Annotated in this window: 8 protein-coding genes; all 8 read right to left on the reverse strand. The window is 47.2% G+C overall.

Annotated features, from left to right (window positions below; all coding sequences use genetic code 11):
* Positions 1-28: 28 nt before the first annotated feature.
* A complete protein-coding gene (locus tag RDN93_RS10370; protein ID WP_308745450.1) occupies positions 29-1,834 on the reverse strand; it encodes a transglutaminase-like domain-containing protein in 1,806 nt (601 codons plus the stop codon).
* Positions 1,835-1,899: 65 nt separating this feature from the next.
* Positions 1,900-5,949 carry a family 20 glycosylhydrolase gene (locus RDN93_RS10375; RefSeq protein ID WP_308745451.1) on the reverse strand — a complete coding sequence of 1,350 codons (4,050 nt, stop codon included), beginning with the start codon at positions 5,947-5,949 and terminating at the stop codon, positions 1,900-1,902.
* Positions 5,950-5,963: 14 nt separating this feature from the next.
* Positions 5,964-8,576, reverse strand: coding sequence for a glycoside hydrolase family 3 N-terminal domain-containing protein (locus tag RDN93_RS10380; protein ID WP_308745452.1), 2,613 nt, complete (start codon positions 8,574-8,576; stop codon positions 5,964-5,966).
* Positions 8,577-8,599: 23 nt separating this feature from the next.
* Complete coding sequence (locus tag RDN93_RS10385; RefSeq protein WP_308745453.1) at positions 8,600-10,489, reverse strand: alpha-L-fucosidase; 1,890 nt, start codon at positions 10,487-10,489, stop codon at positions 8,600-8,602.
* A 5-nt stretch (positions 10,490-10,494) separates the two neighbouring features.
* Positions 10,495-12,777, reverse strand: coding sequence for a glycoside hydrolase family 95-like protein (locus tag RDN93_RS10390; RefSeq protein WP_308745454.1), 2,283 nt, complete (start codon positions 12,775-12,777; stop codon positions 10,495-10,497).
* Between the two features lie 260 nt (positions 12,778-13,037).
* Entirely contained in the window at positions 13,038-13,877 is an 840-nt protein-coding gene (locus RDN93_RS10395) for a histidinol-phosphatase (RefSeq protein ID WP_308745455.1), read from the reverse strand.
* A gap of 35 nt (positions 13,878-13,912) precedes the next feature.
* The gene (locus RDN93_RS10400) at positions 13,913-15,781 is read right to left on the reverse strand and encodes an ABC-F family ATP-binding cassette domain-containing protein (RefSeq protein ID WP_308745456.1); all 1,869 of its coding nucleotides are present in this window, start codon (positions 15,779-15,781) and stop codon (positions 13,913-13,915) included.
* A gap of 27 nt (positions 15,782-15,808) precedes the next feature.
* Positions 15,809-16,615 (reverse strand): DUF3805 domain-containing protein, encoded by an 807-nt coding sequence (locus RDN93_RS10405; protein ID WP_308745457.1) that lies wholly within the window; start codon positions 16,613-16,615, stop codon positions 15,809-15,811.
* Positions 16,616-16,651 lie beyond the last annotated feature (36 nt).

A 16,651-nucleotide genomic window follows, 5' to 3' on the forward strand; every position in this document is an offset into this window, starting at 1 on the left:
AAGTTAATAATTAAAAGTTAGAATATATTTACCACCATATCTGGCGGCCATTTTCGTATGTGAAAGGACGTTCTTCACGTCCCTTTGTCAGATTTCGAAGCCATAACAGGGCATTTTCAGGAACTTTATCATAAATAAGGCTATCTCCTTCAGTTTTTTTCCGCCCCAAACTTTTCCATTCGCCGTTCCAATAAAACAGTTCGTAAGTATCTGTAGAAATGATAGCATTATCATCATTACGCGGGGCAAAGCCAAGTGCCCCTATCCGAACTGATTTATACAAATCAACCCCGACCCACATATCCACACCGCCACCAACCTGATAATAAGTGAGGGGATTTCCATCAAAGACATTCATCATTGCACTATCATCCTGAATGGCTTCACAAGCTATAGGACGAAACGATACAGGTGTTCCATCTGAATGATAAACAGAAAATTCGGCTATACTGAATGTTCCTTTAAGTCTTAAATAACGCACATATCGAAAAGCCTTATCCGTGCTTATATTTACTTTCTGTATCTTGCTTTCCGGTATCTCCGTTATTCTATAAATTTCTTCTGCATCCGAGAAGTCGGATTGATTGGCTCCTTCAAATCTCCCCATCACCATTGTCTTGGCAAAATCGACAATACGCATATTCAAGGGAAACTTACGTTTCAACACCACCTTCTCACAACGAAAGGTATCCAACGATATTTCCCGAACCGAATTTCCGGTTACTACCACCGGATTGGCTACAGGAAAAAGCTCTCCTTTTTTCCATTGAACAGGCAGATAGACTATCCCGTCACCAAGGTCAATTGCTTCTTTCTTACCATCATCAGTCACCTTTACTCCTGTCCCCACATACGAGAATGTAGTAGAAGTGGAAGAAGCAACCGGTATCCAACCGGCAGGTGAAAAGACGGATAAATAGTTAGTATCTGTTGTCTTGGATTTGTCTACTGATATTTGTACATTACGCGAACCTATCTGATGTAATTCCGTGACATCGACAATATCATTATATAGGAATAAATCGGGAACATCAGAAGTTCTTCCTTCCGTTGTCTGTACACTGTAGACTTTACGATATATTTTAGGTGTCTTTCGTGACAAATAAGCATCGTTTGTCACTTTATCTGTATTTGGCAACGGATAGATTTTCCCGTCAGGCAGGATAACCGAAACAAAGGAATGTCCATTATTACTGCTCCCCCAATAAGGAACAAACTCATAGGAACATGGTATTCCGGATGCCCTCAAAGCCATGACTAATAACGCGGATCGATCGTCACATTTACCATATCCGTTGCGAATAAGAGAAGAATAAGATTGTGGAAGTTCTCCATTATTTGCCGGAGAAAGGTTTAACTTCACTTGAGAATTGATATCTTTTGCTGCTTGAATGATATCAACCATATTCGCAGACCTAAAATGCCGTTTACAATCCTGCTTCCAGTAATATTCCAGAGGCTCGTCTACTATTCTATAGGGAAGAATGTATTCTAAGAATTGCTCAAAGCTATAATCTTTCAGAAAAGAAGATTCTTCTTTCAACAGGAACGATTCCTCTAAAGAAGAAATCAAAGAATCGGACTTTACAACGTCAATATCATAAACGATATTCTCTCCTGCCGAATGCTTGCCTGGCATATTACTAACCAGGAAACAAGCAGCTTCATACTTTTCACTGTCGCCGGAAAGTTTATAGTGTTCCAAGAAAGAGGTTAGCTCTGTTTGGTTACTTGTCGAACTCTTTGCTGTCTCCCAAGCTCGACTCTCATAGTTGTTAGAAGTGCATCCATACAGGGCAATGATGCCTGCATAGACAAAATGTTTTATTTGCATGTTTTTTTATTTCATACTGATGTTTACCCTTTGTTGAGCAAACATCAGCTTATTAATTGTATGTCTTATCGCACCGACAATTCTTCTATCGAAACCTGTGCCGGATTGCCATTCAAAGAGGTAGCATCCAAACGGATGAAGCGAGTAGATACTTTATCTTTGAATTGCACCGTTTGCGGAACGGGGTTATTGATGATATTACTGAACTCGCCATTGGTCAGTACTTCTGTCCATGTCTTCCCATCGTTACTTATCTGAAATTTATAGCGGAAAGCAGTGGTCGGCTTTGCTTCGGCTCCTGCGGGAGCGTATGTAAATCCTGCAATAACAGTCTGCTCTCCCAAGTCAATCGTGACAGGAGATGATGACAACAGACGCCAGGCATCTTTGGACATACTTTCTTGTGCTGCCTGCGGTGATTCGTCTTGCAGCGGACCGGCATAGTAGGCTGCTATCCGGGATACGTTGGCTGTCAAGCGACATTCGTCGATAGTCACCCGGATTTTATTGGCTTTCACGGTAGGGATACGCAGCAATCGTTTATAGCCAATTGTGGTTCCCTGTCCTACGATTTGCCATCCTTCGGGCGTCAGCGCCTCTACTGTGAACTTCTCCACCCGCTGTCCTTTACCGATGTCTTCCTGCAACATTATTACGTTGACAGAAGTTTCCTGTTCCAACTGATAAATCCGGCTGTCTTGCGGTGCGGCACACCATAGGTTCATTCCGTCTTTTATCTTGTCCGATGCGAATATATGATTTCTGCATTCGGCAAATTCTTTCAGCCGGGCGGCATCCGCTTCGCTGATAAGTCCCCGTTTATCCGGCGGGATATTGAGCAGAAGAACAGAGTTGTAGCCCACGGATTGATAATAGATTTCCATCAAGTGTTTCAGTGTTTTCACTTGTGCATCCTGTTCTTTATGGTAAAACCACCCCGGACGGATAGATACGTCCACTTCCGACGGATACCAGAACAACTCACGGGCTTTCGCCAATATCCTGCGACTGCCCAAATCATTGGTGGTGCTGGAGATTCCGAGATATTTGTTGTTTTCGGCAGCACGGCTGTAAATACTCGGAGTACGTACCGTAGCTCCCCATTCGGTTTCACGGCCAATACCTTTCTCGTTGCCTACCCAACGCACATCATCGCCCATGATAGCCGCAACAGCTTTGGGTTGCAGGCGGCGGATGGTTTTATAATAAGTATCCCAGTCGTAGACCTGCTTCTTGCCGTTAGGCCCTTCGCCGTTGGCTCCGTCGAACCATACTTCGTGCACTTCCCCATAATTAGTCAGCAACTCAGTAAGCTGGCGGACAAAGAAAGCGTTGTATTTCGGAGAATCCCCATAACAAGCAGCATTCCTGTCCCACGGAGAAAGATAAACACCGAACTTCATACCGTATTTGTCGCATGCCTGACGAAGTTCTTTCACAACATCCCCTTTCCCCTGTTTCCAAGGAGAGGAAGCAACAGAATGAAGAGTCGTTTTCGTAGGCCACAGGCAAAAACCGTCGTGATGTTTGGCAGTGAGGACTACCATTTTGAATCCTGCATCTTTCAACGTCCGAACCCATTGTTCGGCATCCAACCCGGAAGGATTGAAAAGGGCGGGGTCTTCTTTGCCGTCTCCCCATTCATTACCCGTGAAAGTGTTAATGCCGAAGTGCAGGAAAGCAGTCAGCTCCAGTTGCTGCCAGTTCAACTGCTCCGGAGTGGGAACCAGACGGGCTGCCATATCCACTTTCTGTTCCAAGGTGGCGTCTGCCGGAAACCGGAGATGTTTTACAAAGTAATCTTCTTCGGCATGATATAGTTGCGGATACGATAATTCTCCCTTTTCATTGATTAAGCGGAAACCGCGGTTGTTCCAGTAACGATGAAAACCGCCTATATTGCTATTGATATAGATTAATTCAAATGAATGCACGCCTTTCTCCAAGGCAATTGATTTACGGCTTACCGAATGGCGGATTAGTTTGCCGCTATTGCTAATCAGCAATTCACCGTCTATTTTCAGTTCGTCCATCTCTGTGGTCATATAATACACACCATCAGCGGGAACTTTGAAATATCCCCGATAGAGAAAAGCGCCGTTCGCTTCGGGAGCAATATCCAGGTTGAAGTCAGAAACAATCTCCGGATTGCCCCAACCTGCATCCAGCAGGTCTGTGACGTAGTAATACTTGCCGGAAACGCGTAATAGTTCTGCACCGGGAAGCAATTTCTTAGTATCAGTCAATGCAGGACGCACTGTTTCTTTTCTGACAGTTATTGTCCGTGTACGACTCAACTTACCGGAAGGAAGACGGGTCGCTATTTTCAGGACGGCATCGTTTGTGAACGATAGTGGAGCCGTGTAGAGCGCAGATTGCGCAGTAGGCGTACTTCCGTCAAGCGTATATACCATGTCCAGATTGCGGCTGTTACGAAATGAGAGAGATGTTTTGTCTATCACCGCTACATAGTCCGACTGAGGCCCTTCGGGCAAAGGTATGTGATAATTGACATTGTACGCATCCAAACGAGGGTGCTGGTTATCAAGGCGACGGACAAAAGAAGCGAAATCCTTGCGGGACTTTTGCGTCCATGTCAGCTCTGCCATTGCGAGCAGACGGGGGTACAGCAAGTATTCCGTATGTTCCGGAGTAGGCGAATACTCCGTCCAAAGGTTAGCTTGCGCACCAAGTATGTGGTGCTGCTTGTCAGGAGATATTCTAGCTGCCACAGGCTCATAGTGGTACGCCTTTTCGAGGGAAATGCCATAACCGATAGCCACAGGCTCCACTTCCGGCGCACCCTGCCCGTTATAATCATAGTAGGCGTATTGCAGGGGAGTCATAATGACATCGTGTCCCATATTGGCAGCCGTAATCCCCCCCTCTTCTCCTGTCCATGACATGACAGTGGCTGTGGGAGCCAGCCCGCCTTCCAATATCTCGTCCCAGCCAATCATTGCCTTTCCATGTTTCAGAAGCATCGCTTCCGCACGGTGCACAAAATAACTTTGCAGTTCGTGCTCATTTTTCAGATGTTCGTCCCGCATCCGTTTCTGACATTTCCGGCAGCGTTTCCAATGAGTCTTGGGGCATTCGTCTCCCCCGATATGGAAATACTTACCGGGAAAAAGAGGGACAACCTCATCAATCACATCTTCCAGAAAGTCGAAGACACGGTCGTTTCCCGCACAATATACGTTGTCTTCCACTCCCCACTGGTTGCGAAGCCGGAAAGGTCCCTCTATACAGGATAGTTCGGGATACGCCGTAATTGCGGCAAGTGCATGACCGGGAAGTTCTATCTCCGGAATAACGGTGATTTGACGGGCGGCGGCATATGCTACCACTTCTTTTATTTGTTCCTGGGTGTAAAAGCCCCGGCAGATACTTCCGTCTATATTATGACGAACGGAGCCTACCTCTGTCAGCAAAGGATATTTTTTCACTTCAATCGTCCACAAGTGGTCGTCCGTCAGATGCCAATGGAAATAGTTCATCTTGAACATTGCCATCAAGTCGAGTTGCTTCTTGATGAAATCCACATCCACAAAATAACGGCAGACATCAAGCATCATGCCGCGATAAGCAAAACGCGGTTCGTCTTCTATGGAAACGCAGGGAAGACCCCAATGTATATTTTCTACTTTATGGGGATTCTGGATGGCAGGCGGAAAGAGTTGCATCAAGGTCTGCATCCCATAAAAGAGTCCGCGCAGGCTCTTGCCTGTCACGTCGATTTTATGATTGGCTACATCCAGCCGATAACCTTCTTCGTTTAAGGGCAAGGTGGTGTCTATCTTCAATGTTATGCTGTTTTCGTACGCTTTGTTTCCCTGCGTGTTGCTTTCTTTACCATTATTCCAGATTGGGAACGGGTATCCGGTGGAACGTTTCATCTGCTCCCTAAAATACCCGGCAATGCGTTTCACCTCTTCCGTACCGGCAACAAAGGCTGTTTGGGAAGTGAGTTCAAATACTCCCTGCTTCATCCGGATATGTTTGGGGTAAGGAATGACAGAAACTTCTTTCTCACTCTGACCGGCTGCGGACACTTCTAACGACAACACGCAAAGTACCGCTATTAACCAACTATTTAATAAAAGTTTTCTCATCTTTATTCGTTATTTTACATAGCATTCTCGCCATAAGTCATTTTCACATTCAGGGAAGTATGATTATTTACGGGTACTTCCTGTTTCAGGTATCCTTTCTTTTCAAAGACCAGGATGTCGCCTGCGGATACACGTACCTTGTATTTCCCTTTTGAATCGGTTCGCCCTACTTCACGCCCGGATACCTTCGAACGGATGGAAACACCATCTATCAATGTAGCCTGCACATCTCTGACAGTGCCGCTTACGGTTATCTCTTTTCCGCTTGCCACGGATTTGGTTACGGAAGACGACGGAAGATTGTCCGGGGCAGAAACGGGTTGCCCGTCTGCTCCAAGGAGCTGTCTGTCCGCTCCGATATGAATAGTTTGCCTTAATAAAATACGGTCGGAAGCGGTTCCCAATTGCAGTTCAAATGCACCGGGTTCTATCAATCGCCGCCCGTCCTCTAATGTAAGGGCAAGGTCGGCAACCGGGAAGCTGAGAACGACTTCCCTGCTCTCTCCCGGTTGCAATTCAACTTTCATAAATGCGCGCAGTTGCTTTATGGGGGTGACAACTGAACTTACTTGGTCGCGCACATAAAGTTGAACAACCTCTTTCCCTGTTTTATTTCCTGTATTTCGAAGTTGCGTCTTTACTTGGACGGAATCATGTTCCAAAGTGACCGTCATCTTCTCCAAAGAGAAAGTGGTGTAGCTCAATCCATGCCCGAACGTCCATAAAGATGCGGGAGACGAGAAGACGTAATCCCTGCCGGGGGCTTCATAACTGCCCGGCTTTTTATAAAATCCCTTGTCGGAAGGCAAATGATTGTAGTAAGCCGGCAGATGCCCTACACTTTGGGGAAAGGAGAAGGTCAGCTTTCCCGAAGGGTTCACCTTACCGAAAAGAATATCGGCTATGGAGTTGCCAGCCTGTTCTCCTGCGTACCATTGCGCAAGAATGGCAGGAATATGTTCTTTCTCCCAAGGTATACAAAACGGTTTTCCCGACACAAGCACAAGCACTACCGGTTTTCCGGTTTTATAGATTGCCCGGATCAGGTCGCTTTGCGCTCCCGTCAGTTGAAGGTCGTGCAGGTCAAAGCCTTCTCCGCAATTCACCTGGCTATAATCGCGTGCCAGCGATGCGCTGGAGCTACCGCAAAAGAGCAAAGCGACATCGCTCCGGGAAGCAATCTCCACCGCTTCGGAAATAGCAGAGGTATCCTGGGACATCAGACTGCATCCACGCGCATACCGGACGATAGCCTTGTCTCCCACCAAGCGCTTTATCCCTTCCAACGGAGTGACACCATCCTTATTATCCCGGCTCCAAGTGTAATCACCGAACTGTACTTGCGCGGCATTCGGCCCGATGACGGCAATCGAACGTATCCGGCCGATATTCAACGGTAGCAATCCGCCTTCATTTTTCAACAACACGGTAGATTCATCCGCAATCTTACGAGACAGGGCGATGCTTTCCGCATCATGCATTTCCTGTTTGCCGAACTTCTCCCCATACGGGTCTTCAAACAAGCCTGCCGCAAATTTGGCAGTGAGTACGCGGCGTACAGACTCATCAATCACGCTTATGTCCATCTGTCCCTTTTCGACCAGTTCTTTCAGATACGGATAACATTCGCTGGAAGCCTCTACATCGAGCCCCGCACTGATGGACTGCACGGCACATTCTGCCGGGCTGCCGGCTGTGTGATGAAAGTTCTGCAACATATCAATGGCTCCCCAGTCGGAATAGACATATCCCTTAAAGCCCCATTGCTTCCGCAGAATATCAGTCAGCAGATAGCGGGAAGCGGAATTGGGAACACGGTTCCATGAGTTGTAAGTGGACATCACGGCCATCACGGGCAACCGGGTGACTACCATCTCAAACGGTTTCAGATATACATCGTGCAAGTCTCTTACTCCGCATTCTACGGATGCAAGGTTCAGCCCGCCCAGCGGATTGCCATGAGGACCGAAATGTTTCAACATCGGAGAAATGCCATTATCCAGATAACCGACCGTTTCCGCACGGGCGAATATCCCGCAAAGGAAAGGGTCTTCTCCATAGGATTCTTCCACCCGTCCCCAACGCAAATCACGGACCACGTCAATGCAGGGAGCCAAGACCTGACGCATTCCCTGCGCATGCAGGTCACGGGAGGTACAGGCAGCTTTCTGATAAGCCAGCGCCGGATTGAAAGTACTTCCCAACGCTATATTCTGAGGATAAATGGTGGAACCTTCGTGTGCGGAACCATGCAGGGACTCCGCTACGGTAAATACAGGAATTCCCAACCGGGTACGCTCTGTCATATACTGCTGGACAGCACGCATATTCTTGCTGCAATTCTCCCCCGTCAACGGGAAACCTTCTACAAATCCCCAGCCGATATTCCCGGCAAAAGCGGATAGTTTCTTTTCATCCAGCACCTGTCCGTCAAATATATTCCAGGAATGTAAATGGCGGATCTGGGCTATTTTCTCTTCGAGCGTCATCCGTCGCAACAGGTCTTCCACTCTTTCATTGATTGGCAAAGACGCATTTTTATAAGGATACGCTTGTCCGCTCGCATCAGAAAAAGAGCACAAAAACAATACGAATGATAGCAGCGGATAATTGATATAGTGTTTCATCTGTTTTCTATTACCGGTTACAGTCAGTTTTTCAATGGTTTCAATGAGATATAACGGGGACGGAATAATTCTACGGCAGTAACGGATTCCGGTTCGATACGTATATCGTACTCTCCGGCAGGTAATGTCACCGTGCCTACCGCTTCGGTGATATCGGCTCCATTGCTGACTTTCTTTGTCAGTCTCTTGCCACCTAATGTAACCGAATATACTCCCGCTGCTCCCTTGCTTGCTTTACGCACTTCTTTTCCGGCATCACCTTCTACCAATTCATCCTCATATTTAGGTGCAGGAGCGACATAGGCGATACCGACTTCATAAGCCATCGGTTTGCCCAGACGGACAGACCATACTACCGCATCCCCTTTCTGTGTCATATTCTGTACACACTGTGCCTCGACTTCTTCACCGCCATAACGGGCATTCCCTTCCAGACGGGCATCAAACGTACGCAGATAATCCACCGGTTGAGTGGTAGAGAGACGACGGCGGGAGTCCGCTTTGAGTTCCGATGTACATTCCAGTACAACGACTGTATTGACAGCATCCGGACAATTCAACGGGACGTCCACCCATACGTCTTTTCCGGAACGGACATATTTCAGGCTCTTTTGGGGATTACTCAAGAGATAGGCACGCTTCACGTCCGTAAGCAGTCCGCCGACACATAACTTTCCGTCTTCCGGCCAGTCGAACACGTGCAGATAGAGTTTGTTGCCTTTCCGGGTCGTTTCTCCCCACGACTGAACTGCAAGCGGGGTGGCTTTGGTTCCTCTGATAGAAGCTTCGCCGTTTACTTTCCACCAGTCGGCTATTCCTTTCAGAATCGTCCTGTCCGGTGTGCTGAACTTCCCGTTCCCCATCGGGCCGATATTCATCAGGATGTTGCCGTTACGGGCCGCCGCTTTGACAAGCAACTTTATAAAGAAAGAAGCGGGCTTGTAGTCATTGTCATTCTCATTGTAGGCATATGAGTTGTTGGTCGTAGGGATACCTTCCCAATAGCTGTCTCCGTAGTTGCTGAATTCGTAGGGGCAGTCGTTGGTATTGTAATAGTCATAACGGTCGAATCCGGCGATAGCACGGCCGTTGATAATAATATCGGGACTTGCCTCACGGGTAGCTTTCACTATACGGATACATTCTTCCACCGGAAGCTTATGGGGAGTATCATACCACATGATATCGGGGTCGTAATTAGCGATTAGTTCGCGTATCTGCGGAATCGCTTTCTCATCTACATATTTACGGGCAACGGGAAGAAATTCCTTACGGGTTTCCCACCAGTCGCGCCCGCCCAGCAGTTTATCCCCGCCCGGATTGTCATAGTCCCAGTCGTTGCCCACTCCGTTCTTCTCGCCCCAGTCGAACGCGTGAGAATAATAAAAGCCAAATCTGATTCCGGCTTTGCGGCAGGCTTCCCGGAGTTCCTTCATCGGGTCACGACCGAATGGGGTTGCTTTGACGATATTGTAATCACTCACTTTCGAGTCGTACATGGCAAAGCCGTCGTGATGCTTGGACGTAATGATGAAGTATCCCATACCCGTCTCCTTGGCTATACGTATCCATTCTTCCGCATCGAACTCTTCGGGATTGAATCCGGCCACCACTTCTTTCTTATATACTTCGACAGGAATCCGTGCCATACGCTGTATGTGTTCTCCGTATCCGTTATAACGCTTCCCGTTCCATGAACAGGCTAACGGGGAGTAGACTCCCCAATGAATGAACATACCGAAGCGGGCATTGTCGAACCATTGCATTCTTTTATCAAGTTGCTCTTTATCGGGCACCATTGCCGACAACCCGGTTTCCGATGCCAGCTGTTTCTGCGCAAAACAGGATAATGTACTTGCAGACAATGCTGCTGTCAGGATAATAGTACTAAAATGTTTTTTCATGTTTTTCATTCTGATTATACTTTCTTCCCCATAGGAGAGTTTATTGTAAACTGTATCTTTTCACCCGGTTTCATCTGTTTCTCCGTTATCTTTCCCAAGAAAGGATTGAGCAGTTTCATCACCCCTCCTTTTTCCGATTCGATGGTGATGGAACTTACCTTGCCTTTTTCGTAAGAGGCAGTCACCAGGAATGCCCCCATCGCCCGCAGGTTACAGTAGGATGCATCCTGCCATTTGGTCGGCATGGCCGGGAATACCTTAATCACTCCGGTATGGCTTTGCAGCAACATTTCCTGAATGGCAGCGGCACAGGCGAAGTTGCCTTCCAATGTGAACGGACGATAAGTAAATTGTGAGAAGCCTGCTTTCAACTGGTCGCCATTCAGATGGAAACTGTTCGGGCCGCAAAAGGCTTTGATAAAGATGTGCAGGTTGCGCAAGGCTTCGTCTCCGTCGAATACACGGGCTTTCAAGTTGGCAAGCCATGCGTAAGTATATCCTGTCCACCAGTCCGGTCCCAACTGCTCGATATTCTTAATGGAACGGAGAATCAAGTCGATGTCTCCGTTACCTCGGCTGGCATCAATGATACCGAAAGGATGAAAAGCCAGCAAATGGGAGAAGTGACGGTGAGATTCGGTCAAGGGAGTCCCCGGAGCAATCAGCAGGCCGCTTTCATTCTTCGCGAAGTCGGGCCACTCGGTTAATTGTCTCTTCCAGTGGGCGGCTTCGTCTGTCAATCCCAACGTATCCGCCATCTCTTCCGCTACCATATAGGTAAGGCGGATATTAGCCAGGTCGTAGTTGGTGGTTTCCTGAAACCAGGCATCTATCCGGTTGTCATTGATTTCCGGTGATGAGGAAAGCGGTAACTTTCTCCAGCCTTTCTTATCCCTGACGGAAATGTTCTCGAAATAACGGGCTACCTCTTTTACCCATGGATAGGCTCTCTGAGACAGAAACTCCGTATCCATGCTATACTTCCATTGCATATAGAAATGATGTGCAAGCCATCCGGCAGCAGTAGGCGAATTGGCGTACTGGCTCCATCCGCCGATAGGTTCTCCTGTCAACGTGGCGATGCAAGCTACGTTCATACCTTCCACACCATAGAACTTGCGGGTAAACTTCCCGGAGTTTTCTTTTATCTGCCATAACCAGTCGGTGAAAACGGATGATTCTTCCAGATGATTGGAGGAGTAGCCCGGCCAATAACTTAACTGGGTGTTCAAGTCATTATGGAAATCTCCGCGCCATGGCGGGGTTTGCCCGTTATCGGCAGTCCACACAGCTTGCAGGCAGATGGGAGGCGCTCCTTTGCGGGAAGCAGAGGCAAACTTATACATTTCAAGGTGCCATTGCTTTTCCAACAGAGTGTCCGGTATATGTATGCTTGACTTCTTCCAATACGCTTTCCACCATTCTTTGTGCTTGTCCAAGCTGCTTTCAAAATCATCATTCATGGATTGGGATATGTGATTCAACGCTCCTTCCTTTTCGGAATACCATGTACCGGCGGAAGTCACACAATACTTTCCTTCCAGTTTTTTACCGGGAAGTGAATTCCAGTTCACGGCTATTTCGTAGGAGACGTCTCCCCAGCCTTGTTGATGATAGAGCAAGGTGGTAGGGGCAATTTGTTTCACTTCCCCCAGTTTATAACCTAAAGAAGTTAATTTATTCACACCCGGCTGATAATCCAATGCGGCTTCATTTTCTTCATATTGCGGTGTCAGCAGTCGTACCGTCAGCGCATCGGGCAAATTTTCAAATAAGAAACGCCCGCCTTTTTCGTTGGCAGGAACAAAAATACGGGCTTTCGCTCCTTTCTCCCATTCTATGGTACAGACAGCCGAAACCAGGTCGAGTTTTACATTCGTTACTTTTCCCAAAGAAGCCGTATTTAATTCAATAGCTCCGGCAGGTATCTTTGTCGGTGCGGAGTCGTGTCGTGTCCGCTCATCAATCAGTTCATGAACAGGGGTTATATTCTTTTTGGCAATCACCTGGTCGCAAATGAACCGATACGTATAATCGGGAGTGTCGAACTCCTCGACCGGACGCAAATCCCATAAGTCCGCACGGTCGATTGCAATACGCAACCGTCCTTCCTTTTGCCAGATTAAAGCACCGGTCAATCCATTTCCCAGCGGAATAGCCTCATCCCATACTTCCGGAAGCTTATCGAAAGCGAGGTTATGATAAAAGGGGGATGATTCGGTTTCCACCGTTCCTAACTTACAGGAACAAAGTAATCCTGCAAAAACAATCATCTGTAAAAAATACACTACCTTCATATATTACTTAGATTTCATAAATATTCTTTCATCTCGACATTGCAAAGATGCGACAAGCAATCAATATCAGTATGCACTTTACGTACTTTCAACGTACACATACAATACAAATAACGCTGTATTTGGATTATAAGCGGGGTATTGTACCTCAAATGGAGCTATCTGCACACAATGTACGCCCATGAACGGCAGATATAAAAACAGAGCAGCCGTTTCAAGTGATTACCCGAAACGGCTGCTCTGTTTTTGTCATATGTTATTTACAATATCTCTCTATCTTCCCACTTTCCGCCGTGCCACTCCACTACCGACGTGAAACCTGCTTTCTTCAAAGCTGCCAAGCCTTCGAGACGGGCATTGTTTATTCTTTCGGGATAGTGGGCGTCACTATTCACTTGCACGCGGATACCCACGTCTTTCAAGAAAGTGAAATAACGTTCATTGGGATAGAACGTGCCTAATTCGTGATAAGCCTTGGTGTTGATTTCGACAATATATCCATGACGGGCTATCTCTGCGAAATAATCGCGGACTAAAGTATCATACCACGGTTCGTCCAGTAATCCGGGACGGTAGCAGGAAGCATTGTAATGCATCTTGTCCGCATGACCGACAATATCGAATCCACCCAGTTCGACCATACGAAGCAGGTTCTTATAATAAAGGCGGACAACGGAATCCAGGTCACCGTCGAAATGCTTGTCTATTAACTGGCGGAAAGTATCTGCCGGAGTATCAATATCTACGATATTCCCTTCCGGAGAATACAGCATATGCACGGAACCTATCCGGTAATCGAGCGACAGTTCCCGGAAACGGAGTGAAGCGGGATTGCTGTCTTCGTTCAGGTAATCTATTTCAAGGCCGATGGCAAGCTCTATCTTATCCGCGTATTTCTTTTTGAGACGGGAAAATTCGGAAAGGTAATCTTCCATTCTGTCCCATTCCATTGTCCATGCAGTAGAAAACGGCAACGGGGCATGGGAAGAGATGCCATAGGAAGTAAAGCCTTCGCTGATAGCAAAACGGATAAAATCTTCCATGTTGGCTCGTCCGTCGCAATAAAGACAGTGGCTATGATAGTTAGTAAGGTTTGTCATACCAGATTATGTTATCGGGGTTACAGCGACACAAGTCAGCCTTCTATTTCGCTGAGCTCCAACCAGCGCATTGTTTTCTCGTCAATCAGGTCGTTCACTTCGGGCAGGCGTTTCGATTTCTCGGTCAGTTCGTCAACGGAAAGCGTACCGCTGCAAAGGAGTTCCTCAATCCGGGCTTTTTCCGCTTCCAGGTCGGCTATCTCCTTTTCCAGTTGTTCGAATTCGCGCTTTTCCTTGAAGCTCATCTTCCGCTTGTCGTTCAGGCGGACACGGGCGGTCTTTTCTTCCTGCGGCTTTTCGGCTTCTTTCTCCTTTTGGGCTTTCGCGTCTTTCCAGTCGCGGTAGTCGCTGTAATTTCCGGGGAAGTCGCGGATGTCTCCCTGTCCGTTGAATACCATCAGGTGGTCTACTACCTTGTCCATAAAGTAACGGTCGTGGGAAACGACAATGACACAGCCTTTGAAGTTCTGAAGATATTCTTCGAGCACATTCAATGTGATAATATCGAGGTCGTTGGTAGGCTCGTCCAGTACGAGGAAGTTAGGGTTACGCATCAGGATGGTACACAGGTAAAGACGGCGGCGCTCGCCCCCACTCAGTTTGTAGACATAGCTATGCTGGGTTTCGGGGGTGAATAGGAAATGTTGCAGGAATTGTGAGGCGGTCAGTTTCTTTCCGTTGCCCAGTTCGATGACTTCGGCAATATCCTGAATGACGTCAATCACTTTCATTTGTTCGTCAAACTGGAGTCCGTCTTGCGAGTAGTAGCCGAAACGGACTGTTTCGCCAATGTCCACCGTACCGCTATCGGGCTGCACATGCCCCATTAGTATTTTAATGAAAGTAGATTTTCCGGTTCCGTTGTTTCCTACGATTCCCATCTTTTCATAGCGGGAGAAGATATAAGAAAAGTCTTCCAGAATCTTGAGGTCGCCGTAACTCTTGTACAGATGGTCGGCTTCGAATATCTTGCTGCCGATATAGGATGCTTTTACTTCCAATTTTACGTTATCGTTATTGAAACGTTGCTTTGCCACCTTTTCCAGTTCGTAGAAAGCGTCTTCACGGTAACGGGCTTTGTGTCCGCGTGCTTGCGGCATACGGCGCATCCAGTCAAGTTCCGTACGGTAGAGGTTGTTGGCACGTTCTATTTCTACGCTTTTAGCTTCGATACGTTCCTGGCGTTTTTCGAGGTAATAACTATAATTACCTTTATATTGGTAGACTTGCTGATTATCTATTTCAATGATTTCCGAGCAGACACGGTCGAGGAAATAGCGGTCGTGGGTCACCATCAGCAGGCTGAGGTTGGTACGGCGCAGGTAGTCTTCGAGCCATTCGGTCATATCAAGGTCTAGGTGGTTGGTAGGCTCGTCGAGAATCAGGAGTTCCGGTTCGGTAATCAGGGCGTTGGCGAGGGCGACACGTTTCAACTGTCCGCCGGAGAGTTGTTTCACCTTCTGGTCGAAGTTACGGATTTTGAGTTGCGAAAGGATTTGCTTGGCTTTCTGTTCGTATTCCCAGGCTTTCTCCTGGTCCATACGTGCCAAAAGGTCTTCCAGTCCCGGATGCCCTTCGGTTTCCATGCAACGTTCGTACTCTTTGATGAGTTCTACGGTGCTGTTGCCGTGATGGAAACAGGCTTCGAGTACAGTCAACTCTTCGGGGTATTGCGGGTCTTGTTCCAGGTAATCCACACGAAGGTCGCGACGGAAGACAATGTTACCGCTATCATAGCCTTCTTTTCCGGCGATGATATTCAGTAAGGTGGTTTTTCCACTGCCGTTCTTCGCTATCAGTCCTACACGCTGACCTTCGGCAATGCCAAAAGATATATTTTCAAAAAGAACCAAGTCGCCGAAGGACTTGGTCAGGTTGTCTATCTGTAAATAAGGTACTGCCACGTAATTTAGTGATTAGTCGGTTAGTGATTAGTGATTAATAATCACGGATTTATACTCTTCAATGACGTTGCAAGGCTCTCCTGCCTTTATCTTGCTCCATGCCAGTTTCATCGGGTCGATGATGCGGTCATTATATTGGAGCACAGGGGCTTCACGGTTGCCGTCAATCAATGTCTTCCATTCCATGCCGTCCACTTCGTTGGCAAGAATCGCGCAGACCGTGATACCGACAGCCAGCCATTCGTCTTTCTTCTTCGAACCAATCTTGCCGCTGTCAATCACTTGCTGAAGTTTTTCGAGGTCTTCTTCGATTCCTTGAAAGTCTTTCTTCAGTTCTTGTTTCACAGTAGATACCACCCATTCATATCCTTCATTAATCTGGTAGATTTCTGAAAGGCGTACGGGAATCAGTTCGGCGGGATACTTCTCTCCTTCCCTACGTATTTCCAAAGTGGCGATTACGTCTTCGGCTTCTTTCACTATTCCGCCTTTGGGGACAGTGAAAGAGCATTCGAAAGCAATATCGTCAATGCCTGTAATCCATACATGGGAAGTATAATAGGTTCCTTCTTCCTGGAACATTTCTTTGCTGTACGCACATTCCAACGTTCCGACTTTTACCAATGAAGCCGAATCGTTCTCACTCAGTTCCTGGCGGATGGCGTCTTTGCCATAACCGGCCTTGCCTTTAAATGCGGAAATACGGAAGTTGCCCGACCATACATCGGGATTATAGAAAAGAAAAGAGCCTTCGCCATCTTCAAACTCATTCCAGTCTGATGGATAGTTCATAGAAAACCATGCTCCGGGAGAGATAAATTTCTTGCCTTGCATCCTTTTTCATTAAATGATTACTTGGCAAAAATACAA

This window comes from uncultured Bacteroides sp. (assembly GCF_902491285.1).
Classification (GTDB): domain Bacteria; phylum Bacteroidota; class Bacteroidia; order Bacteroidales; family Bacteroidaceae; genus Bacteroides.